The sequence below is a fragment of the Rhodoferax potami genome, from assembly GCF_032193805.1.
GTDB classification, from domain to species: domain Bacteria; phylum Pseudomonadota; class Gammaproteobacteria; order Burkholderiales; family Burkholderiaceae_C; genus Allorhodoferax; species Allorhodoferax potami_A.
Genome location: NZ_JAVBIK010000001.1, coordinates 2,322,506 through 2,348,290 on the forward strand (window position 1 = coordinate 2,322,506; position 25,785 = coordinate 2,348,290).

General features: G+C 56.4%; 32 protein-coding genes, 1 tRNA gene and 1 pseudogene. 32 read left to right on the forward strand and 2 right to left on the reverse strand.

What is annotated here, in order from left to right:
* Window positions 1–7: 7 nt before the first annotated feature.
* From RAE19_RS11080 to RAE19_RS11185, 22 genes and pseudogenes are all read left to right on the forward strand, one after another.
* Entirely contained in the window at window positions 8–316 is a 309-nt protein-coding gene (locus tag RAE19_RS11080; protein ID WP_313874942.1) for a DUF2160 domain-containing protein, read from the forward strand.
* 85 nt (window positions 317–401) lie between these two features.
* A pseudogene (locus RAE19_RS11085) lies at window positions 402–2,133 on the forward strand (ABC transporter substrate-binding protein).
* Between the two features lie 114 nt (window positions 2,134–2,247).
* Window positions 2,248–3,855, forward strand: coding sequence for a glycerol-3-phosphate dehydrogenase/oxidase (locus RAE19_RS11090; RefSeq protein WP_313874943.1), 1,608 nt, complete (start codon window positions 2,248–2,250; stop codon window positions 3,853–3,855).
* A gap of 183 nt (window positions 3,856–4,038) precedes the next feature.
* Window positions 4,039–4,407: a 50S ribosomal protein L14 gene (gene rplN / locus RAE19_RS11095; protein WP_007861702.1), complete on the forward strand. Its 369-nt coding sequence runs from the start codon at window positions 4,039–4,041 to the stop codon at window positions 4,405–4,407.
* Between the two features lie 9 nt (window positions 4,408–4,416).
* Complete coding sequence (gene rplX / locus RAE19_RS11100) at window positions 4,417–4,737, forward strand: 50S ribosomal protein L24 (RefSeq protein ID WP_087496064.1); 321 nt, start codon at window positions 4,417–4,419, stop codon at window positions 4,735–4,737.
* A 2-nt stretch (window positions 4,738–4,739) separates the two neighbouring features.
* On the forward strand, window positions 4,740–5,279 hold the full coding sequence (gene rplE / locus RAE19_RS11105) for a 50S ribosomal protein L5 (RefSeq protein WP_087496065.1): 540 nt from the start codon (window positions 4,740–4,742) through the stop codon (window positions 5,277–5,279).
* 8 nt (window positions 5,280–5,287) lie between these two features.
* Window positions 5,288–5,593, forward strand: coding sequence for a 30S ribosomal protein S14 (rpsN, locus tag RAE19_RS11110; RefSeq protein WP_313874944.1), 306 nt, complete (start codon window positions 5,288–5,290; stop codon window positions 5,591–5,593).
* A gap of 18 nt (window positions 5,594–5,611) precedes the next feature.
* On the forward strand, window positions 5,612–6,007 hold the full coding sequence (gene rpsH, locus RAE19_RS11115) for a 30S ribosomal protein S8 (protein ID WP_313874945.1): 396 nt from the start codon (window positions 5,612–5,614) through the stop codon (window positions 6,005–6,007).
* Between the two features lie 20 nt (window positions 6,008–6,027).
* On the forward strand, window positions 6,028–6,561 hold the full coding sequence (rplF, locus tag RAE19_RS11120) for a 50S ribosomal protein L6 (RefSeq protein ID WP_313874946.1): 534 nt from the start codon (window positions 6,028–6,030) through the stop codon (window positions 6,559–6,561).
* 11 nt (window positions 6,562–6,572) lie between these two features.
* A complete protein-coding gene (gene rplR, locus RAE19_RS11125; protein WP_313874947.1) occupies window positions 6,573–6,938 on the forward strand; it encodes a 50S ribosomal protein L18 in 366 nt (121 codons plus the stop codon).
* Between the two features lie 17 nt (window positions 6,939–6,955).
* On the forward strand, window positions 6,956–7,480 hold the full coding sequence (gene rpsE / locus RAE19_RS11130) for a 30S ribosomal protein S5 (RefSeq protein ID WP_313874948.1): 525 nt from the start codon (window positions 6,956–6,958) through the stop codon (window positions 7,478–7,480).
* 13 nt (window positions 7,481–7,493) lie between these two features.
* Window positions 7,494–7,676: a 50S ribosomal protein L30 gene (gene rpmD / locus RAE19_RS11135; protein WP_087496071.1), complete on the forward strand. Its 183-nt coding sequence runs from the start codon at window positions 7,494–7,496 to the stop codon at window positions 7,674–7,676.
* Between the two features lie 10 nt (window positions 7,677–7,686).
* Entirely contained in the window at window positions 7,687–8,118 is a 432-nt protein-coding gene (gene rplO, locus RAE19_RS11140; RefSeq protein WP_313874949.1) for a 50S ribosomal protein L15, read from the forward strand.
* A gap of 20 nt (window positions 8,119–8,138) precedes the next feature.
* Entirely contained in the window at window positions 8,139–9,449 is a 1,311-nt protein-coding gene (secY, locus tag RAE19_RS11145) for a preprotein translocase subunit SecY (protein WP_313874950.1), read from the forward strand.
* A 131-nt stretch (window positions 9,450–9,580) separates the two neighbouring features.
* Window positions 9,581–9,694, forward strand: coding sequence for a 50S ribosomal protein L36 (rpmJ, locus tag RAE19_RS11150; RefSeq protein WP_012348927.1), 114 nt, complete (start codon window positions 9,581–9,583; stop codon window positions 9,692–9,694).
* A 24-nt stretch (window positions 9,695–9,718) separates the two neighbouring features.
* Entirely contained in the window at window positions 9,719–10,084 is a 366-nt protein-coding gene (rpsM, locus tag RAE19_RS11155; RefSeq protein WP_087496073.1) for a 30S ribosomal protein S13, read from the forward strand.
* A gap of 19 nt (window positions 10,085–10,103) precedes the next feature.
* Window positions 10,104–10,508, forward strand: coding sequence for a 30S ribosomal protein S11 (rpsK, locus tag RAE19_RS11160; protein WP_029706489.1), 405 nt, complete (start codon window positions 10,104–10,106; stop codon window positions 10,506–10,508).
* An 81-nt stretch (window positions 10,509–10,589) separates the two neighbouring features.
* Window positions 10,590–11,213 carry a 30S ribosomal protein S4 gene (gene rpsD / locus RAE19_RS11165; RefSeq protein WP_313874951.1) on the forward strand — a complete coding sequence of 208 codons (624 nt, stop codon included), beginning with the start codon at window positions 10,590–10,592 and terminating at the stop codon, window positions 11,211–11,213.
* A 106-nt stretch (window positions 11,214–11,319) separates the two neighbouring features.
* Window positions 11,320–12,309, forward strand: a complete 990-nt coding sequence (locus RAE19_RS11170) for a DNA-directed RNA polymerase subunit alpha (protein ID WP_313874952.1) — start codon at window positions 11,320–11,322, stop codon at window positions 12,307–12,309.
* 80 nt (window positions 12,310–12,389) lie between these two features.
* Window positions 12,390–12,785: a 50S ribosomal protein L17 gene (gene rplQ / locus RAE19_RS11175; RefSeq protein WP_313874953.1), complete on the forward strand. Its 396-nt coding sequence runs from the start codon at window positions 12,390–12,392 to the stop codon at window positions 12,783–12,785.
* Window positions 12,786–12,807: 22 nt separating this feature from the next.
* A tRNA-Met gene (locus RAE19_RS11180) sits at window positions 12,808–12,884 on the forward strand.
* Window positions 12,885–13,356: 472 nt separating this feature from the next.
* A complete protein-coding gene (locus tag RAE19_RS11185) occupies window positions 13,357–14,136 on the forward strand; it encodes a hypothetical protein (RefSeq protein ID WP_313874954.1) in 780 nt (259 codons plus the stop codon).
* A gap of 2 nt (window positions 14,137–14,138) precedes the next feature.
* Here the strand turns inward: RAE19_RS11185 and RAE19_RS11190 are convergent, their stop codons facing one another.
* A complete protein-coding gene (locus tag RAE19_RS11190; protein ID WP_313876223.1) occupies window positions 14,139–15,116 on the reverse strand; it encodes a sodium-dependent bicarbonate transport family permease in 978 nt (325 codons plus the stop codon).
* A gap of 91 nt (window positions 15,117–15,207) precedes the next feature.
* On the opposite strand from RAE19_RS11190, the gene RAE19_RS11195 reads away from it, so the two are divergent.
* The 9 genes from RAE19_RS11195 to RAE19_RS11235 all read left to right on the forward strand — a co-directional run bounded on the left by RAE19_RS11195 (window position 15,208) and on the right by RAE19_RS11235 (window position 23,976).
* Entirely contained in the window at window positions 15,208–16,101 is an 894-nt protein-coding gene (locus RAE19_RS11195; RefSeq protein ID WP_313874955.1) for a LysR family transcriptional regulator, read from the forward strand.
* 48 nt (window positions 16,102–16,149) lie between these two features.
* Window positions 16,150–16,998: a plasmid replication/partition related protein gene (locus tag RAE19_RS11200; RefSeq protein ID WP_313874956.1), complete on the forward strand. Its 849-nt coding sequence runs from the start codon at window positions 16,150–16,152 to the stop codon at window positions 16,996–16,998.
* 155 nt (window positions 16,999–17,153) lie between these two features.
* On the forward strand, window positions 17,154–18,326 hold the full coding sequence (locus tag RAE19_RS11205; protein ID WP_313874957.1) for an ABC transporter substrate-binding protein: 1,173 nt from the start codon (window positions 17,154–17,156) through the stop codon (window positions 18,324–18,326).
* A 137-nt stretch (window positions 18,327–18,463) separates the two neighbouring features.
* Window positions 18,464–19,339 (forward strand): branched-chain amino acid ABC transporter permease, encoded by an 876-nt coding sequence (locus RAE19_RS11210; protein WP_313874958.1) that lies wholly within the window; start codon window positions 18,464–18,466, stop codon window positions 19,337–19,339.
* Window positions 19,340–19,359: 20 nt separating this feature from the next.
* Window positions 19,360–20,343: a branched-chain amino acid ABC transporter permease gene (locus tag RAE19_RS11215; RefSeq protein ID WP_313874959.1), complete on the forward strand. Its 984-nt coding sequence runs from the start codon at window positions 19,360–19,362 to the stop codon at window positions 20,341–20,343.
* A complete protein-coding gene (locus tag RAE19_RS11220; protein WP_313874960.1) occupies window positions 20,340–21,131 on the forward strand; it encodes an ABC transporter ATP-binding protein in 792 nt (263 codons plus the stop codon). Before RAE19_RS11215 ends, RAE19_RS11220 begins: the two co-directional genes overlap by 4 nt.
* Window positions 21,128–21,853, forward strand: coding sequence for an ABC transporter ATP-binding protein (locus RAE19_RS11225; protein WP_313874961.1), 726 nt, complete (start codon window positions 21,128–21,130; stop codon window positions 21,851–21,853). Before RAE19_RS11220 ends, RAE19_RS11225 begins: the two co-directional genes overlap by 4 nt.
* Window positions 21,854–21,937: 84 nt before the next feature.
* A complete protein-coding gene (locus RAE19_RS11230; protein WP_313874962.1) occupies window positions 21,938–22,915 on the forward strand; it encodes a Bug family tripartite tricarboxylate transporter substrate binding protein in 978 nt (325 codons plus the stop codon).
* 113 nt (window positions 22,916–23,028) lie between these two features.
* The gene (locus RAE19_RS11235) at window positions 23,029–23,976 is read left to right on the forward strand and encodes an AEC family transporter (protein ID WP_313874963.1); all 948 of its coding nucleotides are present in this window, start codon (window positions 23,029–23,031) and stop codon (window positions 23,974–23,976) included.
* A gap of 1 nt (window position 23,977) precedes the next feature.
* Here RAE19_RS11235 and RAE19_RS11240 read toward each other — a convergent pair whose 3' ends face one another.
* On the reverse strand, window positions 23,978–24,892 hold the full coding sequence (locus tag RAE19_RS11240) for a LysR family transcriptional regulator (RefSeq protein WP_313874964.1): 915 nt from the start codon (window positions 24,890–24,892) through the stop codon (window positions 23,978–23,980).
* 139 nt (window positions 24,893–25,031) lie between these two features.
* Here RAE19_RS11240 and RAE19_RS11245 point away from each other — a divergent pair, with 139 nt between their 5' ends.
* Window positions 25,032–25,754 (forward strand): substrate-binding domain-containing protein, encoded by a 723-nt coding sequence (locus RAE19_RS11245; protein WP_313874965.1) that lies wholly within the window; start codon window positions 25,032–25,034, stop codon window positions 25,752–25,754.
* Window positions 25,755–25,785 lie beyond the last annotated feature (31 nt).

The following is a 25,785-nucleotide window of genomic DNA, read 5'->3' on the forward strand; positions in this document are numbered from 1 at the left end:
GTTCACGATGTTTGAATGGATGGCGTGGACCACACCGGTGGCTGTATTTTTTGTGTGCATCGCCCTGATGCTGATCGGGATGACGGTCTGGGAGTTGAAGTCCCCGACCACCATGCGCAAGGGTTTCCTGCCGATGGAGACGACGCGGGGTGACCGCTTGTTTGTAGGACTGCTCAGTGCGGCCTATGTGAATTTGGCTTTTGTCGGGGTGAGTGGCCGGCTGACGGAGTGGCTCAGTTTGGAGGCTGAACCTTCTATCTGGTTCAGCTTTGTGGCATCGATGGCGCTACTCGCTTGGGTCATGCGCAAGGGTTGATCTAAGGATTTCAGCAGCGGCTTGTCGCCCCCTGGGGTCGTTGCATTTTCTTTCACAGGGTTGCACTACAACGAGGAGATTGACAATGAAATTGAGATATTCCGTATTGGCTGTCGCGATGGCTTGTGCCCTGGGGTCCCAGAGCTGGGCCGATGAGGCGGCCGCCAAGAAGTGGATCTGACAGTGAGTTCCAGCCTTCTACTTTGAGCAAAGCGCAGCAGGCCACTGAAATGAAGTGGTTTATCGATGCTGCCAAGAAGCTGCAGGGCAAGGGCGTGAAGGAAATTTCCGTCGTGTCGGAAACCATTGCAACCCACGAATATGAGTCCAAAACACTCGCCAAGGCATTCGAGGAAATCACCGGTATCAAGGTCAAACACGATCTGATCGGCGAAGGTGACGTCGTCGAGAAACTGCAGACCTCCATGCAGTCCGGAAAGTCCATCTATGACGGCTGGATTACGGACTCTGATCTGATCGGGACCCACTACCGCTACGGAAAGATCATGAATCTGACCGACTACATGGCAGGCGGCGGCAAAGAGTGGACCAACCCGGGTCTTGATTTGAAGGATTTCATCGGCACCAGTTTCACGACCGGGCCGGACAAAAAGCTCTACCAGCTGCCAGACCAGCAGTTCGCCAACCTGTATTGGTTCCGCGCGGACTTGTTTGAGAAGCCTGAATTGAAGGCAAAGTTCAAGGCCAAATACGGCTATGAGTTGGGTGTTCCCTTGAACTGGAGCGCCTATGAAGACATTGCTGCGTTCTTCAGTGAAGACGTCAAGACGATTGATGGCAAGCCGATCTACGGCCACATGGATTACGGCAAGAAGGATCCTTCTCTGGGCTGGCGCTTCACAGATGCGTGGCTGTCCATGGCGGGTACTGCGGATATCGGTATTCCAAACGGCAAACCGGTCGATGAGTGGGGCATTCGCGCATCTGCGGATGGATGCACTCCCCAGGGCGCCTCGGTGTCCCGCGGCGGTGCGACCAACTCTCCGGCGGCAGTCTATGCATTGACGAAATACATCGACTGGATGAAAAAGTATTCGCCGAAAGAAGCGATCGGCATGACCTTTGGCGAAGCCGGTCCCGTGCCTGCACAGGGCCAGATTGCGCAGCAAATTTTTTGGTATACCGCTTTCACTGCGGACATGATCAAGCCCGGTTTGCCTGTCGTGAATGCCGATGGAACTCCAAAATGGCGCATGGCCCCAGGCCCCAATGGTCCGTATTGGAAGCAGGGCATGCAGAACGGCTACCAGGACGTCGGTTCTTGGACTTTCTTTAAAGACCATGATGCCAACAAAGTCGCCGCCGCATGGCTCTATGCGCAGTTCGTAACTGCCAAGACCACTTCGCTAAAGAAGACCATTGTGGGCCTGACACCTATCCGCGAATCGGACATCCAGTCAAAGGCGATGACCGACATGGCGCCTAAGCTGGGTGGTTTGGTGGAGTTCTACCGCAGCCCTGCGCGCGTGGCGTGGACCCCGACCGGAACCAACGTGCCTGACTATCCCAAGTTGGCGCAACTGTGGTGGAAGAACGTTGCCGTGGCTGTGACCGGTGAGAAGACACCCCAGGCTGCGATGGATAACCTCGCAGAAGAGATGGACAGCGTGATGGCTCGTTTGGAGCGCTCCGGTATGGCGGTGTGCCCACCCAAGTTGAACGCCAAGAGCAGCCCCGACAAGTGGCTGAGCGATAAGGGCGCCCCTTGGAAGAAATTGGCAAACGAAAAGCCGAAGGGTGAAACCATCGCTTACGACACGCTGCTGAACGCCTGGAAAAATGGAAAAGTGCGTTAAGTCTTCTTGAAGAAAAGGGCGGCAGGAGCGCAGACCTTGCGACTTCAGCCGCCCTTTGCCCGTAGGCATGGGCGCAACAGAAATGCCTGAGAATTTGGATATTGAGTGAACCCTATGAGCGCCACCCCTTCAAGCAATACGACGATGCGAGCAGACTTGCTGAACCGTCTTGCAGAGCCCCAAGAGTACGACCTTGCCGTAGTAGGCGGGGGCGCGACGGGGCTCGGTGTTGCCTTGGATGCAGCAGCCAGGGGTTTTCGTGTAGTGTTGATCGAATCTCACGACTTTGCAAAAGGGACCTCTTCACGGGCGACCAAGCTTCTGCATGGCGGGGTGCGCTATTTGGCGCAGGGAAATATATCCCTGGTGCGAGAGGCGTTGCATGAGCGCACGACGCTGTTACGGAACGCGCCACACCTTGCGCAGCCTTTGGCTTTTGTGATGCCCTCTTACAAATGGTGGGAAACGCCCTTTTACGGAGCGGGGCTTACTGCCTACGATTTTCTCGCAGGCAAGGCGGGGTTGGGTAAAACGGAGTTTTTAAGCGCAGCGGAGACTCAGCGCCTGGTGCCCCGGGTTGCGCCTGCCGGCCTCAAAGGAGGCGTGAAGTATTGGGATGGACAGTTTGATGACGCCCGTCTCGCACTGTCCATAGCGCGGACCGCGGCGTCGAAGGGGGCGCTCTTGGTTAATTACTGCGCTGCCAAGTCTTTGACTTATATGGATGGAAAGATCTCCGGCCTCGAATGTGAAGACACCTTGAGTGGTCGGCAGTTCACTATTCGTGCCAAATGTGTGGTGAACGCTACCGGCGTTTGGGTCGATGGCCTCCGGGAAAAAGATGGCGCAGCAAATCCCAACGATGGCCGGAGTCCTACCAAACCCATGGTCGCACCAAGCCAAGGCGTGCATATCGTTGTGGATCGCGAGTTTTTGGGTGGCGACACCGCTCTGATGGTGCCGAAAACGCAAGACGGTCGCGTGCTGTTCGCCGTGCCCTGGCTTGGAAAAGTGATTCTTGGCACCACGGATACGCCGCGAGCTGACCTCGACCGAGAGCCAAAGCCCTTCAAAGAGGAGTTGGACTTCATATTAAGAGAGTCCGCACGGTATTTGACTAAAGCGCCTGCCCACTCTGACATCCGTAGCATTTGGGTTGGGCTTCGTCCATTGGTCAAATCGCAAGCCGATGATGGTGAAAACACCAAGACGATCAGTCGTGAGCATACGGTGTTGGTAAGTCGCAGTGGCTTGGTGACAGTGACAGGCGGTAAATGGACGACGTACCGCGCCATGGCCGAAGACGTCCTAGCAAAGTGTGCAGACCACCAACTGATTGACTCGCGCCCCGCCGGGGTGACTGAAAACCTGCGTTTGCAGGGTGCCCAGGGAGGCGAAGTCGCCCAAAGCGCCATGGCGGCACCGCAAGGTGCCCACTCTTATGGATGGGATTACGCAGCTGTCTTGGCGCTTGAGGGTGCACAAAACGAAATAGCTCCGGGGTTGACAGAAGCCATGGTGCGATACGCGGCTCGGTACGAATACGCAATTAAAGTGGAAGACGTACTGGCACGCCGTTGCCGCATGCTGTTTTTGGATGCCCGATTAGCGGCGTCGGTTGCAGTGAAGGTTGCTGAAATCCTCGAAGAGGAGACCGGAATGTCGTCGGAATGCCAAGAATTTGTAGCCTTGGCACGCCAATACATGGAAATTCCGGTTTAAAAGTAGTTGACTGCCGGTTTAAGGACTGGCACAATAGTGGGCTTCGCTTGAAAAAGCTGAAGGTTCTGCCCAAATAGAAATCGTGCAAGTGGTTTGTGCGACGGATAGCGGGCCCAAGACTGACTTGGTTTTGTAGTTGCCAGTGTGGCAAAGCAGCTCCAGGTGCAAGTTGGGAATAATGAAATGATCCAAACTGAATCTCGACTGGAAGTTGCCGACAACACCGGCGCGAAATCCGTTCTCTGCATCAAGGTGCTGGGCGGGTCGAAGCGTCGCTATGCAAGCGTCGGCGACATCATCAAAGTTTCCATCAAAGAAGCTGCTCCACGTGGACGCGTCAAAAAAGGCGAAGTCTATAGCGCTGTAGTAGTTCGTACTGCCAAGGGCATCCGCCGTGGCGACGGTTCTTTGGTGAAATTCGACGGCAACGCAGCTGTGTTGCTCAACGCCAAGTTGGAGCCTATCGGCACCCGCATCTTCGGACCAGTGACCCGCGAATTGCGCACTGAAAAGTTCATGAAGATCGTGTCCTTGGCTCCTGAAGTTTTGTAAGGACCCGCCATGAACAAGATTCGCAAAGGCGACGAAGTCATCGTTATCGCAGGTCGCGATAAGGGTAAGCGCGGAGTGATCTCCTTGCGCGCTGACGACTCTCACGTAGTCGTCGAGGGCATCAACTTGGTGAAAAAGCACACCAAGCCAAACCCTATGAAGGGCACAACCGGCGGCATCGTTGAAAAAACCATGCCTATTCACCAGTCCAACGTTGCCATCTTCAATGCGGCAACCGGCAAGGCTGACCGTGTTGGTATCAAGGTGCTGGCTGATGGCAAACGCGTTCGCGTTTACAAGTCCAGCGGCGAAGAAATCAAGGTGGCATAAACATGGCACGTCTACAACAACACTACCGCGAAAAAGTGGCGCCTGAGTTGACAGCCAAGTTTGGCTACACCTCGCCCATGCAAGTGCCACGTTTGACCAAAATCACCCTGAACATGGGTGTGAGCGAAGCCGTTGCCGACAAGAAGGTCATGGATCACGCTGTGTCCGACCTGACCAAGATCGCAGGCCAGAAGCCCGTGGTGACCAAGTCCAAGAAAGCTATCGCTGGTTTCAAAATCCGCGAAGGCCAGGCTATCGGTTGCATGGTGACTCTGCGTGGCGTTCAGATGTACGAATTCCTGGATCGTTTCGTGACCGTGGCTTTGCCCCGCGTTCGTGACTTCCGTGGTATTTCTGGTCGCGCTTTTGATGGCCGTGGTAACTACAACATCGGCGTTAAAGAGCAGATCATTTTCCCTGAGATTGAATATGACAAGGTTGATGCCTTGCGCGGCCTCAATATCAGCATCACCACGACGGCTAAGACAGACGAAGAGTGCAAGGCACTGCTCGCTGGCTTCCGCTTCCCGTTCAAGAACTGAGGTGACCTGTGGCTAAAATGGCTTTAATCGAGCGCGAGCTCAAGCGCGACAAGTTGGCTGCTAAGTACGCTAAGAAATATGCGGAACTGAAGGCTATCGCTGGTGACGCAAAACGTTCTGACGAAGAGCGTGCTGCAGCCCGTCTGGGTCTGCAAAAGTTGCCCCGTAATGCAAACCCCACTCGCCAGCGTAACCGCTGCTCCATCACGGGTCGTCCCCGTGGGACGTTCCAGCACTTCGGTCTGGCTCGCGCGAAGATCCGTGAAATGGCATTTGCTGGCGAGATCCCCGGCATTGTCAAGGCCAGCTGGTAAGCGATAGGAGAACTGAACATGAGTATGAGTGATCCAATCGCCGACCTGTTGACACGCATTCGCAATGCACAAATGGTTGCGAAGACAACAGTGTCCGTGCCTTCTTCCAAAGTGAAGATCGCAATTGCACAAGTGTTGAAAGAAGAAGGCTACATTGATGGCTTCAAGGTTTCCACCGAAGGTGGCAAAGCCGAGTTGCAAATCGCCTTGAAATATTACGCCGGTCGCCCTGTGATCGAGCGTATTGAGCGTGTGAGCCGTCCTGGCCTGCGCGTTTACCGCGGCAGCGAAGCGATTCCTCAAGTCCAAAACGGCTTGGGTGTTGCTATCGTGACTACACCGAAGGGTGTTATGACAGATCGCAAAGCGCGCGCTACCGGTGTCGGTGGCGAAGTGCTGTGCTACGTCGCTTAACGCTACAGGAGTAATAAAGAATGTCCCGCGTAGGCAAACTCCCCGTCACCGTTCCTGCAGGTGTTGAAGTGTCCATTCAAGCTGGTCAAATCAGCGTGAAAGGCACTGGCGGCACCCTGCAATTGGCTCAAAACAGCCTGGTGAATATCCAAAATGAAGCTGGCAAGCTCAGCTTCAAACCCGCAAACGACTCTCGTGAAGCTGACGCAATGACTGGCACCTTCCGCCAGTTGGTCAACAATATGGTCGTTGGCGTTACCAAAGGCTTCGAGCGTAAGCTGAGCCTGATTGGTGTGGGTTACAAGGCGCAAGCAACAGGCACCAAGTTGAACTTGGCTGTTGGTTACTCGCACCCAGTGAACCTTGAAATGCCTTCCGGTATTTCTGTGGCCACACCGACACCTACTGAAATCTTGATCAAAGGTGCTGACCGCCAACGTGTGGGTCAGATCGCCGCTGAGATCCGTGCTATTCGCCCACCTGAGCCCTACAAGGGTAAGGGCATCCGTTATGCGGATGAGAAGATCACGATCAAAGAAACGAAGAAGAAATAAGGAGCTGCATCATGTTGACCAAAAAAGAGCAGCGTCTTCGTCGGGCACGTCAGACCCGCATCCGTATTGCAACGCAAGGCGTCGCACGTTTGACTGTTACACGTACAAACCTGCACATCTATGCCAGCGTTATCTCCGGCGACGGCGGCAAAGTGATTGCCTGCGCATCAACTGCTGAAGCAGAAGTTCGCAAGTGCCTCGGTGCAACTGGCAAAGGCGGAAACGTCGCAGCAGCACAAATCATCGGTAAGCGCGTCGCTGAAAAAGCGAAGGCAGCTGGCGTTGAAAAGGTGGCGTTTGACCGTTCCGGTTTCGCCTACCACGGTCGCGTCAAGGCGTTGGCTGATGCCGCGCGTGAAGCTGGCTTGCAGTTCTAAGCAGATCGGAAATTAAGATGGCTAAAGTTCAAGCAAAAATGCAAGGTAAGGCCGAGGGTCCAGAGGACGGTCTGCGCGAAAAGATGATCGCGATCAACCGCGTGACCAAAGTCGTGAAAGGCGGCCGTATTCTCGGTTTCGCTGCTCTGACTGTGGTTGGTGACGGTGATGGTCGTATTGGTATGGGTAAGGGTAAGTCCAAGGAAGTGCCTGCAGCAGTGCAGAAAGCCATGGAAGAAGCTCGCCGTAACATGATCAAGGTAACGTTGAAGAATGGTTCTATCCATCACAAAGTGATGGGTCACCATGGCGCAGCAAGCGTGATGATGGCTCCAGCACCAAAGGGTACGGGCATCATCGCCGGCGGTCCAATGCGTGCCGTTTTCGAAGTCGTGGGTATCACTGACATCGTAGCCAAGAGCCACGGCTCTTCCAACCCTTACAACATGGTTCGTGCAACCTTGGATGCTTTGTCTGTGTCGACGACACCAGCTGAAGTAGCAGCCAAGCGCGGCAAGACGGTTGAAGAGATCTTCGCTTAATCGAGGACTTCAAATGACTACACAACAAACTGTGAAGATCCAATTGGTGCGTAGCCCAATTGGTACCAAAGAGTCCCATCGCGCCACTGTGCGCGGCCTGGGTCTGCGCAAGCTCAACAGTGTTAGCGAGTTGCAAGACACGCCAGCAGTGCGCGGCATGATTAACAAGATCAGCTACCTGGTCAAGGTGCTTTAAGAGGTTGATGATGGAACTGAATAACATCAAGCCCGCTGAAGGTGCCAAGCACGCTAAGCGTCGCGTCGGTCGCGGCATTGGTTCTGGCCTTGGTAAAACTGCTGGTCGCGGTCACAAAGGTCAGAAGTCACGTTCTGGCGGATACCACAAAGTTGGTTTCGAAGGCGGTCAGATGCCTATGCATCGCCGTTTGCCTAAGCGTGGCTTCAAGTCTCATCTCTTGAAGTTCAATGCAGAGATCACTTTGACCGCTTTGGAAGCCCTTGGCTTGGAAGAAGTCAACTTGGTGGCTCTGAAGCAAGCTGGCGCTGTTGGTGAATTGGCCAAGGTGGTGAAAGTCATCAATACCGGTGCAATTACTAAAGCCGTTAAGCTAAGCGGAATCGGTGCTACAGCTGCAGCCAAGGCTGCAATTGAAGCTGCCGGCGGCGCAGTCGCTTAATTAGCACGCGAAAGTAACTAGTGGCTACAAACGCAGCACAAACAGCCAAGGCAGGCAAGTTCGGTGACCTCCGTCGCCGGCTTGTTTTCTTGTTGTTGGCGCTCGTGGTCTACCGCTTGGGGGCACACATACCTGTCCCCGGTATTGATCCGGCCCAATTGCAGCAGTTATTCAAGGGTCAGCAAGGCGGCATATTGAGTCTATTCAATATGTTTTCCGGCGGAGCTTTGTCGCGCTTCACAATTTTCGCTCTGGGCATCATGCCCTATATCTCTGCTTCGATCATCATGCAGTTGCTCACTTACGTGTTGCCTGCGTTTGAGCAGTTGAAGAAAGAGGGCGAAGGTGGTCGTCGTAAGATTACCCAGTACACCCGCTACGGCACTTTAGGGTTGGCGTTATTCCAGTCCTTGGGCATTGCGGTGGCGTTGGAAGCGTCTGCAGGATTGGTCATTTCGCCTGGCTTTGGCTTTCGAATGACTACGGTAGTGACCTTAACAGCAGGAACCATGTTCTTGATGTGGTTGGGTGAGCAAATCACTGAGCGTGGGCTGGGGAACGGAATTTCGATTCTGATCTTCGGTGGGATCGCTGCAGGTTTGCCAAGCGCCGTAGGTGGTCTTCTTGAGCTTGTCCGTACAGGCTCCATGGGCCCGATCGTTGCAATGCTTATCGTTGTGGTTGTTGCGTTAGTTACCTACTTTGTGGTGTTCGTAGAGCGTGGGCAGCGGAAGATTCTTGTGAACTATGCTCGCCGCCAAGTCGGTAACAAGGTTTACGGTGGTCAATCGTCCCATTTGCCTTTGAAGCTGAATATGGCGGGTGTTATTCCTCCGATTTTTGCTTCTTCGATCATTTTGCTGCCCGCAACGATTGCAAACTGGTTTAGTTCAGGTGAGTCGATGCGGTGGCTCAAAGATATCGCGGCGACATTGAGCCCCGGTCAGCCTGTCTATGTAATGTTGTATGCGGCTGCCATCGTATTCTTCTGTTTCTTCTACACAGCGCTTGTTTTTAACAGCCGTGAGACAGCAGATAACTTGAAGAAGAGCGGAGCGTTTATCCCCGGGATCCGTCCTGGTGATCAGACAGCAAAGTACATCGACAAGATTTTGGTACGGTTGACGCTGGCTGGTGCGATCTACATTACCTTTGTGTGTTTGTTGCCGGAGTTCTTGATCCTGAAGTACAACGTCCCGTTTTATTTCGGTGGAACCTCGTTAATGATTATTGTTGTGGTCACTATGGATTTCATGGCTCAAGTCCAGAACTACATGATGTCCCAGCAATACGAGTCACTGCTGAAAAAGGCGAACTTCAAGGCGTCTTGAGTCAGGTAGTTCATAGTTGAAATGAAGCCTGACCAGCCTGGCTGGAACGGTAGATGTTTTAGTATCAAGTTATAGCGCTTGTTCCGCGCGATTCAAAGTCGGGACTTGGCGAAGAGTTTTAGGAGAAGAAAATGAAAGTTTCGGCTTCGGTCAAGAAAATTTGCCGCAACTGCAAAATCATCCGACGCAAAGGCGTTGTGCGTGTGATCTGTACAGATCCACGTCACAAGCAGCGTCAGGGTTAATTGCAAGAGTTTTAGAGGACGAAAATGGCACGTATTGCTGGCATCAACATTCCGCCGCACCAACATTCTGAAATTGGCTTGACTGCCATCTTTGGTATTGGACGCACCCGCGCACGCAAGATCTGCGAAGCTTGTGGCATCGCTTATTCGAAGAAGGTCAAAGATTTGACTGACTCCGATCTTGAGAAGATCCGCGACCAGATCGCTCAGTTTACAATCGAGGGCGATCTGCGCCGCGAAACAACGATGAACATCAAGCGTTTGATGGACATCGGTTGCTATCGTGGATTCCGTCACCGCCGCGGTTTGCCGATGCGCGGTCAGCGCACACGTACCAACGCACGTACACGCAAAGGCCCACGTAAGGCTGCTGCGTCTTTGAAGAAATAATAGGGATTGAGAGACCACTATGGCAAAGGCTCCCGCTAATAACGCAGCACAACGTGTTCGCAAAAAGGTTCGCAAGAACGTTGCTGACGGCATTGCACACGTGCACGCTTCGTTCAACAACACCATCATCACCATTACGGACCGTCAAGGCAACGCTTTGTCTTGGGCCTCGTCCGGTGGTCAGGGTTTCAAGGGTTCGCGTAAATCCACTCCGTTCGCTGCTCAAGTAGCGTCTGAAGTGGCTGGTCGTGCAGCTCTGGAACAAGGCATTAAGAACCTCGACGTCGAGATCAAGGGCCCAGGCCCAGGTCGTGAATCTTCGGTTCGTGCCTTGGCAGCATTGGGTATCCGCATCAACATGATTGCTGACGTTACTCCTGTGCCGCACAACGGTTGCCGCCCTCAGAAGCGCCGCCGTATCTAATCTCAACCAAGCCCACCGCCACCAACTTTTGTTGGTGGCTTGCGCGTTTCTACGCGTCAGATGACATAAAAGGAAGTTCAAGTGGCACGTTACCTCGGCCCCAAGGCCAAACTATCTCGCCGTGAAGGCACGGACCTGTTTCTGAAGAGCGCTCGTCGTTCTATCGCAGACAAGGCTAAATTCGACTCCAAACCAGGTCAACACGGCCGCACTTCTGGTGCACGTACCTCTGATTACGGTTTGCAATTGCGCGAAAAGCAAAAAGTCAAACGCATGTACGGCGTTTTGGAGCGTCAGTTCCGCCGTTATTTTGCTGAAGCCGATCGCCGTCGCGGAAACACAGGCGCGAACCTGATGGTTTTGCTGGAGTCCCGTTTGGATAACGTGGTTTACCGTATGGGCTTCGGTTCTACACGTGCAGAAGCGCGTCAGCTGGTGTCTCACAAAGCGATGACCGTGAACGGCGCGCCTGTGAATATTCCTTCTTACATGGTAAAGGCTGGTGACGTTATCGCTGTTCGCGATAAGTCCAAAAAGCAAAACCGTATCGTTGAAGCTCTCCAATTGGCCCAGCAAGTTGGTTTGCCAGCATGGGTGGAAGTGAACGTTGAGAAGGCTGAAGGCACATTTAAAACTGTTCCTGACCGTGACCAGTTCGGTGCTGACATCAACGAATCGCTGATCGTTGAATTGTATTCCCGCTAATATTTTCGGGTTTTTGTAATCGTTCCTTTGTTACGGGGCACCGTGGCAAAGGTACTTCACCAGCCTTACCGATGTAACGAGTCGGGGGTATTGAGAGGAAGTTTGCATGCAAAACAATTTGTTGAAGCCAAAGTCGATCAGCGTTGAACAGCTTGGATTGAATCGCGCGAAGGTGGCCTTGGAGCCTTTCGAGCGCGGTTACGGACACACACTCGGCAATGCGCTGCGTCGCGTTCTGTTGTCGTCTATGCCAGGTTTTGCTGCGACAGAGGTGACAATCGCAGGCGTGTTGCATGAGTACTCTTCGATTGATGGTGTTCAAGAAGATGTTGTAAACATTTTGTTGAACCTCAAAGGCGTTGTCTTTAAGTTGCACAACCGCGAAGAAGTCACATTGAGTTTGCGTAAGGACAGCGAAGGTGTAGTCACTGCCGCTGATATCCAGACTCCACATGATGTAGAAATTATCAACCCTGAGCACGTCATTGCGAACCTGTCATATGGTGGCAAGCTCGACATGCAAATCAAGGTTGAAAAAGGCCGCGGATACGTTCCCGGAAGCATGCGTCGCTATGCTGACGAGCCAAGCAAGTCCATTGGCCGTATTGTGTTGGATGCGTCTTTTTCTCCGGTTCGGCGCGTAAGCTACACAGTCGAGAGCGCTCGCGTAGAGCAACGCACTGACTTGGACAAACTCGTGGTCGAGATTGAGACCAACGGCGCAGTGACCGCTGAAGACGCAGTTCGCGCTTCCGCTAAAATCTTGGTCGAGCAATTGGCAGTGTTTGCCCAGCTGGAAGGCAGCGAATTGGATGCGTTTACTGCTCCAGTTCCCCGTGGCAATACGCAATTCGATCCGATCTTGTTGCGCCCAGTGGATGAATTGGAACTCACAGTCCGTTCTGCGAACTGCTTGAAGGCCGAGAACATTTACTACATCGGTGACCTGATTCAGCGAACCGAAAACGAGTTGCTCAAAACGCCAAACTTGGGTCGTAAGTCCCTGAATGAGATCAAGGAAGTTTTGGCTTCCCGTGGTTTGACTCTGGGAATGAAGTTGGAAAGCTGGCCTCCAGCTTCCCTCGAGAAGCGTTAATAAATTGAACCCTGCGAAGGGTTCCGTGCATCGGACAGTACCTGATACGGCTGTCTGTTAAATAACTGAAGGAAATTAAAATGCGTCACGGACACGGTTTACGTAAATTGAATCGCACTAGCTCACATCGTTTGGCGATGTTGCGCAACATGATGAACTCGCTCATTCAGCACGAGGCCATCAAAACTACAGTGCCTAAGGCCAAAGAGCTACGCCGCGTGGTGGAGCCTATGATCACTTTGGCCAAAGAAGCTACCGTTGCAAATCGCCGCTTGGCATTTGACCGTTTGCGCGACCGGGATAGCGTGACCAAGCTGTTTGATGTGCTTGGTCCCCGTTTCAAGGCTCGTCCTGGTGGTTACACACGCATCTTGAAGATGGGTTTCCGCGTGGGTGACAATGCGCCTATGGCTTTGGTCGAATTAGTTGAACGTTCTGAAGAAGTTTCTGCAACTTCTGAAGAAGCCAAGGTTTAATAGGTTATAATTAAAGTCTTGACGCGGAGTGGAGCAGCCTGGTAGCTCGTTGGGCTCATAACCCAAAGGTCGTTAGTTCAAATCTAGCCTCCGCAACCAATAGACACGTGGTTTACCACGGCAAAAAAGGCTCACTTCGGTGGGCCTTTTTTGTTTATGGCACAATTTTGGGCCGTTTGAGGGGTAAGAGCTCGTTCTTCGCCTCGACCAGTACTCCGTTCGCTTACGCAGTATCCCCACCACAAGCGTGAGTAGCTTGATTTTGAGAAGTTAGATGGCCAAATCACCGACCAAAGACACCATCGTAAATGATGGTCTGAATTACAAGTCCAAAGCAGGAGGCTCACCGTTCCTCGAGTCTTCTTACCTCGGGGCCGCGACTATGTCTTGTTTTCTGTGTGGAAAGCATCGTTCACGTCAGTTCCTTAAAACACGTAAGTTGATCGGGAAGTCACACACCGTTTGTGCACCTTCCTGTAAAGAGCTGGCTGAGCTAGAAGCTAAGTAATAACATGCACAAGCTCAAGCTTGTCCTTGGGCAAGGCTTCTGTTGATTTCTCCTGGGCTCCAAGTGGTTCAGGACCGGCTTTCTGGTGAGCTTGAGCGCCTCTATGGCCTGCAGGCCTGTGCGGAGGCAAAGGGCGTCAGTCAAGATGATTCCAGAGCGCTTATTCTGCAACTGAGTACGCCGAGCGAATGGTCAACTCTTGCGGTCTTATGGCACGCCTTCGTTAGTGAATGGGGCATGCCGGCCCCCGCTATCGCCGTTAATGGCCGCGATGGCATTCAGCTTTGGTTTTCGTTATCCCAACCGGCTTCAAGCAGTACGTGCGAACGCTTTCTGATGGCGTTGCGTGAACGATTTCTGGACGGACTACCCCAAGACCGGGTCTCTTGGTATCCGAGTTGTGAGCCTCTGAGCCTGCATGGTAATAGACTGTTTACCGCAGTGCCCGCCTGCATGTCGGGAACAGACCATTGGTCCGCCTTTGTTACACGGGACCTAGCAGCTGTTTTTGGCGATGAGCCTTGGGTCGATGTCCCCCCGGTGCGCGATCAACAAGCCGAAATTCTTTCCCGGCTTTCGCCCATGACTCGGGCGCAGATGGACTTCGTACTTGAGCAGCTGGACGCTATGAACTCCTTAAGCCGAAAAGATGCGGCACCCTATATGGCAGAGCGTTCTGATGGGTCAGACCGCCGAAACAGAGTGGACCCACTTTCAGAATGGCGAGGACCTGCCGAATTCCTGTGGGCCGCGATGAACAATACGTCGCTCCCTATGGGCGAACGCATTGAAGCTGCAAAAGCGCTGCTGCCTTATCCTGAGAGCCATTGGAAACGGGGCTAGGTTCACGCGCCAGCGACTCGGAAGGCTACGTACACGTACAGCGGGATTCCAATCACGAGGTTGAGCGGCAGCGTAATCCCCAATGACATGCCTAAGTACAAGGCTGAATTCGCTTCTGGCATGGAATGTTTCAGCACCGCAGGTACGGCAATATAAGACGCACTCGCCGCCAGTACCATCAAAAGTGCCAAATCTCCAGCCTTGATTCCCAAGCCAAACCCCAGCACTAGCGCCAACGCGGCATGGACCAGGGGTGCGCTGAGAGCGTATACGTAGATCCACGGCGTCTGCCCCCTCAGCTTGGGCAGGTTCTTGGCTGCACTAACGCCCATGTCCAGCAAGAAAAACGCGAGCATTCCCTTGAACAGATTTCCGGTGAAGGGCTCCATGGCCAGCTTGCCTTCTTGACCTGTCAACAATCCAATTGCGATTGAGCCCAAGAGCAGAAATTGTGCGCCGTCCGTGAGCGACTCATGAAGCACCCCTTTGAAGCCCATAGGTGCGACTGCCTGAGGCCCGGGCTGGACGGCAAGCTTGCTCCGCATCTTGCTTGCCAGTGCAATCGCAAAAATGATCGCAGGCGACTCCATCAGCGCCATCGCCGCAGCCATGTGGCCGCCAAAGGCAAGGTTGCGACCCTCCAGATACTGGATCGCGGTGATGAAGGTCACCGCACTGACGGAGCCGTAGGTGGCGGCTACGGCAGCCGCATCAAACTGCCCTATGAGCCTGCGCATCAACAAGAAGCTCAGTGCCGGAATGATCACCGCCAAGAGCAGGGCCAACCCCAGCGCCAACCCCACCTCGCTGCCAAAACCCGACTGAGAAAGTGCAAACCCACCCTTCAAGCCGAGTGCCATCAGCAAATAGAGCGCCAGGAAGCGGGACACTTGGGGAGGAATCTCAAGATTCGACTTTAGAAATCCAGCGGTCAAACCTAGCAAAAAAAACAAAATGGCCGGATCGAGTAAAGCTTGCATCGCACACCTACAGAAAGAGTCCTGCGATGGTACGAACAAGCATGCATAAGGCAAAATCAAAAATAATCGAATTGAACATAGACTAAAAACTATGAACATCACATTCCGCCAACTCAAGACCTTTCTGGCCCTAGCCGAGCACTGCAGCATCACCGAAGCCGCGCGGGCTATGCATGTCACCCAACCCACTGTTTCTATGCAACTCAAAGAGATGGCAGAGATTGTGGGTTTGCCGCTCTATGAAGTCACGGGGAAAAAGCTGCAGCTCACCGACGCTGGCCGCGAACTCGAAAACACGGCCAAGAACCTTCTGGACGAGTGGGATCGCTTCAAACAAGCCATCGCTGCCCAGAAGGGTCTCACGGCAGGTCGATTACGCCTCTCCGTTGTCAGCACTGCCAAGTATTTCACTCCACGCTTGTTAGGCGATTTCTGTCGTATGCACCCTGATGTGGAGATCTCGCTCGAGGTACTCAACCGCGATGGCGTGGTGCAGCGCCTGCGCGACAACGTGGACGACCTCTACATCATGTCCAAACCCCCGGTTGATATTGATGCGGTGATCCATGCCTTCCTGCCCAACCCCTTGGTGCTCATTGCGCCCGTAGGACATGCCTTGGCAGGACGAACACATGTCATGCTGGCAGACCTCCACGCAGAGCGTTTTGTTCTGCGGGAAAAAGGCTCAGGAACGCGGCTCACCACCGATGCCCACTTTGCGAAGCACCACTTTGTGCCACGGCTACGTCTTGAAATGGGCAGTAACGAGGCGCTCAAGCAGGCCGTTGCTGGCGGGTTAGGCTTGTCTGTGGTGTCACAGCACGCGCTAGGCCCTGACCTTGCAGGCCAAGGCCTTACTGTGCTGGGGGTGGAGGGGTTTCCCGTGGAGTCCAACTGGTACACCGTGCACCTCCGGGGCAAGCGACTCTCCCCATTGGCTACGGCCTTCATGCAATACATCGACCACTTCGCAGCCAAGGCCTAGGGGGCTCCAGCACCTACAATCCAGCCCTTTTGCGTAGGCACACCCGGTATGGACATCATCGTCAACGAAGAACTCAAAGCCTATATTGACCCTCTTACCCCCGAGGAGCATGCCGCTTTGGAGCGCAGCATTCTGTCAGAGGGGTGCCGCGATGCCCTCGTCCTGTGGGGAGATGTGCTGGTCGACGGACATAACCGCTACGGCATCTGCCAAAAGCACGGCTTGCCCTATCAAACAGTGCAGAGCAGTCTGTTCAAGTCCATGGACGATGTGCACCTGTGGATGATTGACCAGCACCTCGGACGCCGCAGCGTTTCGGACTTTCAGCGCGGTGTCCTTGCCCTGCGTAAACGGGAAATCCTCACGGCCCGCCGACAGGCCGCGCTTGCCGACAAGCCCGGCACAGGCGGCGAAGAGGCTGCCAATGCCACCGACGAAGCCGCTTCCACCACGCCATCCGCGGGTGCCGGTGAGGAAGGTGCTTTCAAGAGCCGTGAAGATCTCGCCAAAGCGGCTCGCCTGAGCAGCAGCCAAGTGGTGATGATCGAAAAGATCCAAAAACAAGCCGCACCAGAATTGGTGGCAGCGGTGAAGTCTGGTGTGATCTCGATCAATGCAGCAGCCGCAGTCGCCAGCTTGCCCGAACAAGAGCAAGTCGCCGCGGCCAGTGCCGGCAAAGATGAGCTGAAGCAAGCCGCCAAGCGGGTGCGGGACGCCAAGCGGGTCGCTCGCGAGGCCATGGCGGCCCACCAGCCTTCGGCAGCCGCGGCTGTCGAAACCGCCACTGGGGAAGCGCCTGTTGAGTGGACCATGGAAGCCCTGCGCGAGCGCGTTACCCAGTTAGAGGCCGAAAACGCCCATCTCCGCCGCCAGCTGGCCGAAGTCAAACCGTTCTGAGGCGGGCTTACACAATCGAATTGTTAAAAGCGAAACAACGGGCCGGATATTGCAAAATGGAATAACTAAGAGTGCGTATCCGCAGTTGCAATAGGGGCTGTAAAGGGCGATAGTCGCACGCAGTGTGATTCAAAAAACCGTTCAGGAGACAACAAATGAACAAACGCCACTTCCTCCGCGCAACCGCATTGGCCTCGTTGGCAATCGCCGGTTCCACTGTCTTTGCACAAGACAATGTTTTCAAAATCGGCTTGATCCTGCCCATGACCGGGCAGCAGGCCACTACCGGTCGCCAGATTGAAGCGGCCGCCAAGCTGTACATGGCCCAAAACGGAGACACCGTTGCGGGCAAAAAAATCCAGCTCATCATCAAGGACGACACCAGCATTCCTGATGTGACCAAGCGCATGGCGCAAGAGCTCATCGTCAATAACAAGGTAAACGTGCTTGCCGGCTTCGGCATCACGCCCTCTGCCTTGGCAACCGCGCCCTTGGCTACCCAGTCCAAAACGCCCCAGGTGGTAATGGCCGCTGCCACCTCGAGCATCACCGAGGCCTCGCCTTACATCGTGCGCACCAGCTTCACACTGCCTCAGGCATCGGTCTCGATTGCAGACTGGGCGCCCAAGAACGGCATCAAGAAGGTCGTGACCCTGGTGTCCGATTACGGCCCGGGCCTGGACGCAGAAAAGTTCTTCAAAGAACGCCTGGTATTCAACGGCGGTACGGTGGTGGACACGTTGCGCGTACCTATGCGCAACCCTGATTTCGCGCCCTTCTTGCAAAAGGTGCGTGACCTGAAGCCCGATGCGCTCTTCGTCTTCGTGCCATCCGGCGCCGGCGCAGCAGTCATGAAACAGTTTCTCGAGCGCGGCATGGACAAAGCCGGCATCAAGCTCATCGGCACCGGTGACATCACGGATGATGATCAGTTGAACGACATGGGCGACGGCGCTCTGGGCGTGGTGACCTCCCACCATTACTCTGCCGCGCACCCGTCTGCTGTTAACAAGAAGTTTGTTGATGCGTTCCAAAAGGCCAACAACAACCTGCGCCCCAACTTCATGGCGGTGGGTGGTTATGACGGCATGCGCGTGATTTACGAGGCGCTCAAGGCCACCAAGGGCCAAGGCGGTGGCGATGCCTTGTTGGCTGCCATGAAGGGTCAGATTTTCGAGAGCCCACGCGGCCCGATCTTCATCGACGCCCAGACCCGCGATATCGTGCAGAACATCTATTTGCGCAAAGTGGAGAGGAAAGACGGCCAGCTCTACAACGTGGAATTTGATGTCATCAAAGACGTCAAAGACCCGGGTAAAGCCCGTTAACCGACTCCCCTGATCGCTGACCATGCGTTAAGCAGTGGGCGGCAGTCTGCAGGCACAAAAAGCGATGGCAACGCCCTCGCTTTTTTGTTGCCCAAACTCGGCCGCTCACCAGCAAGATTGACCCGGAAACTACCTTTATGTTGACCATACTTTTCGACGGCATTGCCTACGGCATGTTGTTGTTCATCCTCGCGGTCGGCATTGCCGTCACCATGGGGCTGATGAACTTCGTGAACCTCGCGCACGGCGCCTTTGCCATGGTGGGCGGTTACGTCACCGTGCTGCTGATGCAGCGCCTCGATGTTCCCTTTTTGCTGTGCCTGCCCATCGCGTTTGTCACCTCGGCATTGCTGGGCGCTGTTCTGGAGCGAACGCTGTACCGCCCGCTGTACAAACGGCCGCACTTGGACCAGGTGATGTTCTCCATCGGCCTGACCTTCATGGCGGTGGCCGCGGTGGACTACTTTGTGGGCTCCACCCAGCAGATCATGCAGTTGCCTGAATGGCTCAAAGGCCGCACTGAAATCGGTGAGGGCGCTTGGATGCTGGGCATGGGCCACTACCGCCTGTTCATCATTGCCGTGTGTGCAGCGCTGACCATTGCTCTGCAGCACATCCTGACCAAAACCCGCTTCGGCAGCCGCCTGCGTGCCTCGGTGGACGACCAGCGTGTGGCCGCCGGCTTGGGCATCAATGTGAATGTGGTGTTTCTGGCGACCTTTGCAGTGGGCTCCGGTCTTGCCGGTCTGGGCGGAGCGCTGGGCGCTGACGTACTGGGCATGGACCCGACATTCCCGCTCAAGTTCATGATTTACTTCTTGATCGTGGTGGCCGTGGGCGGCACCTCCAGCATTACCGGCCCGCTCTTGGCAGCGTTGCTCTTGGGCATTGCGGACGTCGCAGGCAAGTACTACATCCCCAAACTTGGCGCCTTCATTGTGTACAGCCTGATGATCATCATCCTGGTCTGGCGCCCGCAAGGCCTCTTTGTGCGCAAAGGTGGCAAAGCATGAACACCCCGGTCTCTTCCTCCATGAACAACACCAATATCCTGATGCGTGCCGGCCGCTGGCGCTGGTGGGAGCTGCTGCTCTGGGCGGTGGCCCTGGCATTGCCCTGGGTCATGAACACCCACGCACTCATCATCAACGAGATTGCCATCGTCGCGCTGTTTGCCCTATCCCTGGACATCATCCTCGGGTACACCGGCATTGTGTCGCTGGGCCATGCGGCCTTCTTCGGCATGGGCGCCTATACCGCAGCCTTGTTCTCCAAGCACATCAACCCCGACCCCTTGTTCGGCTTGGCCGTGGCCATGGCGGTGTCCACGGTGCTGGGTGCCATTTGCAGTGTGACGGTGCAGCGCGGTACCGACCTGACCCGCCTCATGGTGACCATGGGCGTCGGCCTGATCCTGATGGAACTGGCCAACAAGCTCGACTGGCTTACCGGCGGTGCCGACGGCCTGCAGGGCGTGATGATGGGCCCCTTGCTCGGCCGCTTCGAGTTCGACCTGTACGGCAGCACGGCCGCCACCTATTCCATCGTGGTGTTGTTCATCATGTTTGTGTTGGCACGCCGCTTTGTGAACTCGCCTTTCGGCAGCACGCTTAAGGCCATTCATGACAACCGTTTGCGCGCCATGGCCATCGGCATTCCCGTGGCCAGCCGCATCGCAGTGGCCTACACGGTAGCTGCAGGTGCTGCCGGCATGGCCGGGGCACTGCTGGCGCAGACCACCGGCTTTGCTTCGCTGGACGTGTTTGAGTTCCACCGCTCAGCAGACTTGGTGTTGCTGCTGGTCATCGGCGGCGTGGGCTGGTTGTATGGCGGCGTCATCGGTGCCATCGTGTTCAAGGTGTTGCAGGACGCTATATCGAGCATCACCCCCCAGTACTGGACCTTCTGGATCGGCCTTTTCCTCGTGGTGCTCATGCTGGTGGGCCGCGAGCGTGTGGTGCGCCCCTGGACCTGGTTCGGCACATCGTCCTCCAAGAAGAAGGAAGGTGCTGCATGAGCGCCACCTCTAGCTCCATGAATTCCAACACCGTACTCAGCGCGCAAGGGCTGGTGATGAAGTTTGGTGGCATTACTGCCACCAACAACGTCACGCTTAACCTGCAAAAAGGTGCGCGCCATGCACTCATCGGCCCCAACGGCGCCGGCAAAACAACGCTCATCAACCTGTTGACCGGCGTGCTCCAGCCCACGGAAGGCCGCATCGTGCTCGAGAGTGAGGACATCACGCATCTGGCACCGCACCAGCGTGTGCGCCGTGGCATGGTGCGCACCTTCCAGATCAACCAGCTGTTTGACAGCATGAGCCCGATGCAAACACTAGCCATGGTGGTCAGCCAGCACAAGGGGCTGGGCGGCAAGTGGTGGCAAGCGTTGGGGGCAGACCGCAGCGTGGTGGAGCGGTGCGAGCAGCTGCTCGAGCAGTTCCACCTCAGCAGCGTCATGCACCAGGAAACCCGGGTGCTGGCCTACGGCAAGCGCCGCTTGCTGGAGATTGCGATTGCGCTGGCCTGCGAGCCGCGCGTGCTCTTGCTCGACGAGCCTGTGGCCGGTGTGCCTGCCGGCGAGCGCGAAGAGCTGCTGCAAACCGTGGCAGCCCTGCCGGCGGATGTGTCCATCCTTTTGATTGAACATGACATGGATCTGGTCTTCAGCTTTGCAAATCGCATGACGGTGCTGGTCAATGGCACCATGCTCACCGAGGGCAACCCCGAAGAAATTGCCAATGACCCGCAGGTCAAGGCGGTGTACCTCGGCCACGCCGAAGGCGAAGGAGCCCACGCATGACCGAGCTGCTCAAAGTAGAAAACCTGTCTGCCGGCTACGGCGAGGCGGTGGTGTTGCACGGCGTGTCAGTGTCCATCTTTGAGGGCGAAACACTGGCGCTGCTGGGCCGCAATGGCACCGGCAAAACCACGTTCATGAACACCTTGGCTGGCGCCACCCGGCAGCACGGCGGCACCATGCGCTTAGGCGGGGCCGAACTTCACAAAATGCCCCAGCACGAGCGGGCAGCGGCCGGTATCGGCTGGGTGCCGCAAGAGCGCAATATCTTCAAGTCGCTTACGGTGGATGAAAACCTGACCGCGGTGGCTCGCCCGGCCCGTGCCGGCCGCAAGGCCGCGATGTGGACCCCCGAGCGCGTGTACGAGCTATTTCCCCGTCTGGCCGAGCGCAAGACCAACCTGGGCACCCAGCTCTCCGGTGGCGAGCAGCAAATGCTGGCCGTGGGCCGCGCGCTGGTGCTCAACCCCACGCTTCTGCTGCTGGATGAGCCGTGCGAAGGCCTGGCCCCCATCATCGTGCAGGAGTTGTTACGTGCCATTCGCCGCATTACCCGCGAAGAGGGCCTCTCTGCCATCATCGTGGAGCAGCACCCGCAAGCGATTCTGGCCATCAGCGACACCGCGGCGGTGCTGGACCGTGGCACCGTCGTGCACAGCGGCACCGCCCAGAGTTTGCGGGAGCAACCCGAGCTGTTGGATAAGTTGTTGGGTGTGGCCCGCTAGAGACTTGTTTGCTATTAAAAACAGAGCTGCTCGCGCATATCCTGTATGGGATAGTGGCTCTTTTTGTATAAAAAGGTGGCAGTTATGAATCATTTCACTCGCCGCAGCGCTCTCGCTGCCATGGCTCTGTCCACACTTGTCGCTGCATTGCCCGCATCAGCAGACACTTTCCCCAGCAAACCGATCCGCATCGTGGTGCCCTTTGGTGCCGGCGGTGTGGCTGATCTGACAGCCCGCACCGTGGCGCAAAAGCTCTCCGAGTCGTTGGGTCAGCCGGTCATCATCGACAACAAGCCGGGCGCCGGTGGTGTAGGTGCGGGCGAGGCGGTGGCCAAGGCGGAGCCCGATGGCCACACGCTGCTGCTCATGTCCAACGGCACCGCAGTCAGCGCGGGCCTGTTCAAAACACTGCCATTCGATGCCCAGCGCGACTTTGCGCCCGTGTCCACCTTGGGTTTCTTTGACCTCGCGGTGCTGGCCTCGGCCAACGCGCCTTTCAAGAACCTGGGCGAGCTCATGGCCTTTGCCAAGGCCAACCCCGGCAAGCTCAACGTGGGGACCATCAACATCGGCAGCACCCAGCACTTGGCGGCTGAGCTATTCAAGTCGCGCACCGGGCTGGACTTTTTGATCGTGCCTTTCAACGGCACGCCTGCACTCACTACCGCCCTGCGTGGCTCTCAGGTGGATGTAGCCATCGAAATCCTCGGGCCCATGATGGGCCAAGTCAATTCCAAGGCGGTGCGCCCGCTGGCCATTCTGGGTGACGAGCGCGCTGCGCAGGTGCCCGATGTGCCCACCGTCATGCAAAGCGGCGTGGCCAACTTCGATGTGTCGTCTTGGAACGCGTTGGCGGCTCCCGCCAAAACGCCCAAAGACGTGATCGCCCGCCTCAACAAAGAGGTGCAAGCCGCCTTGGCTAACCCCGATGTGAAGAAAAAGCTGTTTGAGCTGAATGTGTCTGCCCGTGGCTCTACCCCCGAAAAGTTGGGCGAGTTGCTGGGTAGCGAGATCAAGCGCTGGGGCGAGGTGATCACCAAGTCGGGTGTGCCGCGCCTGTAAGTTTTGCTATTATTTCAGGAGCTGCTGACGCATATTCTGTATGGGCTGGAAGGGTATTTGATGATGATAGCGACCAGTTTCTTACTCGCTGCTCCCTCCACTGACAGGTTCTGATGCTCGATATCTTGGCCATCACCGGCCCCATTTACCTGTGCATTACCATGGGCTACCTCTGCACCCGCATGGGGGTGTTCAGCAAACCTGATTTGCGTGTGTTGGGCAAATTTGTGCTCAACCTGGCCTTGCCTGCGCTCTTGTTCAATGCCATTGCCCAGCGCCCGCTGGCCGACGTGATGCACATGGACTACCTGCTCGCCTATGGCCTCGGCTCCGCGGTCATGATGCTGGCGGGTTACCTCTGGGCCCGTTATGTGAACCACAGCACCGGCAGCTACCGCGCCTTTTTCGCCATGGGCACCTCATGCTCCAACAGCGGCTACATGGGTTACCCGGTGGCGCAGCTAGTGCTGGGCAGCATTGCCCCGGTGGCGCTGGCGCTCAATATGGTGTTTGAAAACCTCATCAAGCTGCCCGTGCTGCTCACGCTGGCCGACAACGCCGATGCCGGCGGCCACCGCCGCTGGCGCACCGTGTTGCTGGATATTGTGCGGGGCTGGGTGCGCACACCCATGCTGGTAGTGATTCCGCTGGCACTGCTGGTGTCGGTGATGGGCTGGGTGCTTCCTGGCCCGGTGGCACGCACCATTACCTTGTTCTCGCAAGTGACTACCGGCCTTGCGTTGTTCATCATCGGCGGAGCCCTGGTGGGATTGCAGCTCAAGGGCAAGCGCAGGCTGGTGGGTCAGATCACCATCGGCAAGCTGGTGTTGCACCCGCTGTGCGTGTTTCTGGCGTTCACCTTCGTAGTGCCGATTGCCGATCCGCAACTGCGCACCGCCGCCTTGCTCTACGCCGCCATGCCCATGCTGGGCATTTATCCCATCCTCGCGCTGAAGTATGGTCATGAAGAGGTGAGCGCCGCCACCTTGCTAGCTGCCACCGTGGGCTCGTTTTTCACGTTGAATGTGCTGTTGTGGGTGTTGAAGCACTACCCCCTGTAGGCTATCGGTGAATCGCTTCCAGCACCGCCTTGCTGACCACGTCCATCGCCTTGCGCTGGGTCTGGGTAGTCGGGCGGCGGGCGGACCATACCAGCATCAGCTGGCTCATGATGCGCGGGCTGTGGATGGACTGCACCGTGAAAGTTTCTGGATTGTCGAAATTACTTAGCGTGTAGCTGGGCAGCACTGCGTGGCCCATGCCTTCTTTCACCAGGTTCAAGATGGCATTGAGCCCGTCGACTTCCAGCAGCACGTCAGGCCGGCGGCCCAAGGCCATCATTTCGCCTTCGAGCAGGATGCGGAAGGCATTGGGCCGGCTGGGCAGTATCAGTGGTAGCGCCGCTACTTCTTTGAGGCTGATGGCGGGCGCAGTTTTTCCTTTGCCTTTTTTGCCGCCGCTGGGGTTGTGCGAGATGAGCGAGAGCTCGTCTTCATCCAGCGTGCTCATTTCCAGATCGGTGCTCTGGCCCGGGTTGTAAAGCACCGCCATGTCGAGGTTGCCCAGGCGCAGGCCTTCGTGCATTTGCACCGAGAAGCCCTCGGTGAGCGTCAGGTGGGCCTGGGGCAGTGCCTCGCGAAAGGCCTTTACCAGCGGCACGGTGATCAGTTTGGAGAGGCTGGGCGGGAGGCCGATGGACACCCTTCCGGCCAACGCACCGCGCGCCGCACCCATTTCTTCGCGGGTGAGTTGTACCTGATGCAGGATGCCGCGGCCGTGCTCCAGCAACAGCTTGCCGGCTTCGGTTGGCACGGCGCCACGGCCGTTGCGGGTGAGCAGGTTCTGGCGCAGCTCCACCTCCAGCAGGCGGATCTGGCGGCTCAGCGCAGGCTGGGCCACGTCCAGCGAGATCGAGGCGCGGGTAAAGCTGCCCATTTCGGCCACGCGAACAAAGTATTCCAACTGTTTCAAGTCCATAGCAACAAATCCATAGCGGCTTTCGGGAGTGGGGGAGTTTCTTCTGAGAATAGCTGCGCGTCAATTATGCCGATATGTGATAGCTGCTAGTCGAGCCCTCGGCTTATCAAAGCGTGCCCGCCCGACCAGAATACCCAGCATGCAAATCTCTGCCTCGCCCTCCCACGCCCCTGCTGGATCGACCTTGAAAGCCATCTCTTCCATGGCCACGCGCCAGGTGTTGACCGAGCTGGCTGAGGCCTATGAATCGGCCACCGGCGTACACCTCGCGCTGGAGTCGGTGGGCGGAGTAGACGCCGCCAAGCGGGTGCAAGCGGGCGAGGTGTTTGACATCGTGTTTCTCGCGTCGGACGCCATCGAGAAGCTGTTGGCGGCAGGCCACCTCGTGGCCGGTAGCCGGGTTGACTTGGTGCATTCCGGCGTGGCCGTCGCGGTGAAAGAGGGTGCTGCGGCGCCCGACATCGGCTCGGAAGCTGCTGCGCGTGCAGCCGTGCTGGCCGCACCGACTCTGAGCTACTCCACCGGTCCGAGCGGCGTGGCGCTGGCCAAACTGTTTGAGCGCTGGGGCATTGCCGACGAGATTCAAAGCCGCATCGTGCAAGCGCCCCCCGGCGTGCCGGTGGGCACGCTGGTAGCGCGGGGCGAAGTGGCGTTGGGCTTTCAGCAGCTCAGCGAGCTGATTCACGTGCAAGGTATCCACATCGTTGGGCCGCTGCCCGCTGACATCCAAATTACCACCACCTTTTCTGCGGGGCTCGGCGCCCATAGCAGCCAAGCCGCCGCAGTGCGCGCGCTGCTGGACTACATGGCATCCCCCCAAGCCGCCGCCGCCAAGCTGCGCCAGGGCATGGAGCCCGCTTAAGCACACACACTGACAACATCCACGGAGACTT

Excerpts from the sequence above, each read along its gene's own strand:
- RAE19_RS11220 (WP_313874960.1), top strand. The coding sequence starts at position 20,340 with ATGAGCGCCACCTCTAGCTCCATGAATTCCAACACCGTACTCAGCGCG.
- rplX (WP_087496064.1), top strand. The coding sequence starts at position 4,417 with ATGAACAAGATTCGCAAAGGCGACGAAGTCATCGTTATCGCAGGTCGC.
- RAE19_RS11190 (WP_313876223.1), bottom strand. The coding sequence starts at position 15,116 with ATGCAAGCTTTACTCGATCCGGCCATTTTGTTTTTTTTGCTAGGTTTG.
- RAE19_RS11210 (WP_313874958.1), top strand. The coding sequence starts at position 18,464 with ATGTTGACCATACTTTTCGACGGCATTGCCTACGGCATGTTGTTGTTC.
- rplF (WP_313874946.1), top strand. The coding sequence starts at position 6,028 with ATGTCCCGCGTAGGCAAACTCCCCGTCACCGTTCCTGCAGGTGTTGAA.
- rplE (WP_087496065.1), top strand. The coding sequence starts at position 4,740 with ATGGCACGTCTACAACAACACTACCGCGAAAAAGTGGCGCCTGAGTTG.
- rplQ (WP_313874953.1), top strand. The coding sequence starts at position 12,390 with ATGCGTCACGGACACGGTTTACGTAAATTGAATCGCACTAGCTCACAT.
- RAE19_RS11225 (WP_313874961.1), top strand. The coding sequence starts at position 21,128 with ATGACCGAGCTGCTCAAAGTAGAAAACCTGTCTGCCGGCTACGGCGAG.
- rplR (WP_313874947.1), top strand. The coding sequence starts at position 6,573 with ATGTTGACCAAAAAAGAGCAGCGTCTTCGTCGGGCACGTCAGACCCGC.
- rpsK (WP_029706489.1), top strand. The coding sequence starts at position 10,104 with ATGGCAAAGGCTCCCGCTAATAACGCAGCACAACGTGTTCGCAAAAAG.
- rpsM (WP_087496073.1), top strand. The coding sequence starts at position 9,719 with ATGGCACGTATTGCTGGCATCAACATTCCGCCGCACCAACATTCTGAA.
- RAE19_RS11170 (WP_313874952.1), top strand. The coding sequence starts at position 11,320 with ATGCAAAACAATTTGTTGAAGCCAAAGTCGATCAGCGTTGAACAGCTT.
- rpsH (WP_313874945.1), top strand. The coding sequence starts at position 5,612 with ATGAGTATGAGTGATCCAATCGCCGACCTGTTGACACGCATTCGCAAT.
- RAE19_RS11235 (WP_313874963.1), top strand. The coding sequence starts at position 23,029 with ATGCTCGATATCTTGGCCATCACCGGCCCCATTTACCTGTGCATTACC.
- RAE19_RS11215 (WP_313874959.1), top strand. The coding sequence starts at position 19,360 with ATGAACAACACCAATATCCTGATGCGTGCCGGCCGCTGGCGCTGGTGG.
- RAE19_RS11240 (WP_313874964.1), bottom strand. The coding sequence starts at position 24,892 with ATGGACTTGAAACAGTTGGAATACTTTGTTCGCGTGGCCGAAATGGGC.
- rpsE (WP_313874948.1), top strand. The coding sequence starts at position 6,956 with ATGGCTAAAGTTCAAGCAAAAATGCAAGGTAAGGCCGAGGGTCCAGAG.
- RAE19_RS11245 (WP_313874965.1), top strand. The coding sequence starts at position 25,032 with ATGCAAATCTCTGCCTCGCCCTCCCACGCCCCTGCTGGATCGACCTTG.
- rplO (WP_313874949.1), top strand. The coding sequence starts at position 7,687 with ATGGAACTGAATAACATCAAGCCCGCTGAAGGTGCCAAGCACGCTAAG.
- RAE19_RS11090 (WP_313874943.1), top strand. The coding sequence starts at position 2,248 with ATGAGCGCCACCCCTTCAAGCAATACGACGATGCGAGCAGACTTGCTG.
- rplN (WP_007861702.1), top strand. The coding sequence starts at position 4,039 with ATGATCCAAACTGAATCTCGACTGGAAGTTGCCGACAACACCGGCGCG.
- RAE19_RS11195 (WP_313874955.1), top strand. The coding sequence starts at position 15,208 with ATGAACATCACATTCCGCCAACTCAAGACCTTTCTGGCCCTAGCCGAG.
- rpmJ (WP_012348927.1), top strand. The coding sequence starts at position 9,581 with ATGAAAGTTTCGGCTTCGGTCAAGAAAATTTGCCGCAACTGCAAAATC.
- RAE19_RS11080 (WP_313874942.1), top strand. The coding sequence starts at position 8 with ATGTTTGAATGGATGGCGTGGACCACACCGGTGGCTGTATTTTTTGTG.
- RAE19_RS11205 (WP_313874957.1), top strand. The coding sequence starts at position 17,154 with ATGAACAAACGCCACTTCCTCCGCGCAACCGCATTGGCCTCGTTGGCA.
- RAE19_RS11200 (WP_313874956.1), top strand. The coding sequence starts at position 16,150 with ATGGACATCATCGTCAACGAAGAACTCAAAGCCTATATTGACCCTCTT.
- rpmD (WP_087496071.1), top strand. The coding sequence starts at position 7,494 with ATGACTACACAACAAACTGTGAAGATCCAATTGGTGCGTAGCCCAATT.
- RAE19_RS11230 (WP_313874962.1), top strand. The coding sequence starts at position 21,938 with ATGAATCATTTCACTCGCCGCAGCGCTCTCGCTGCCATGGCTCTGTCC.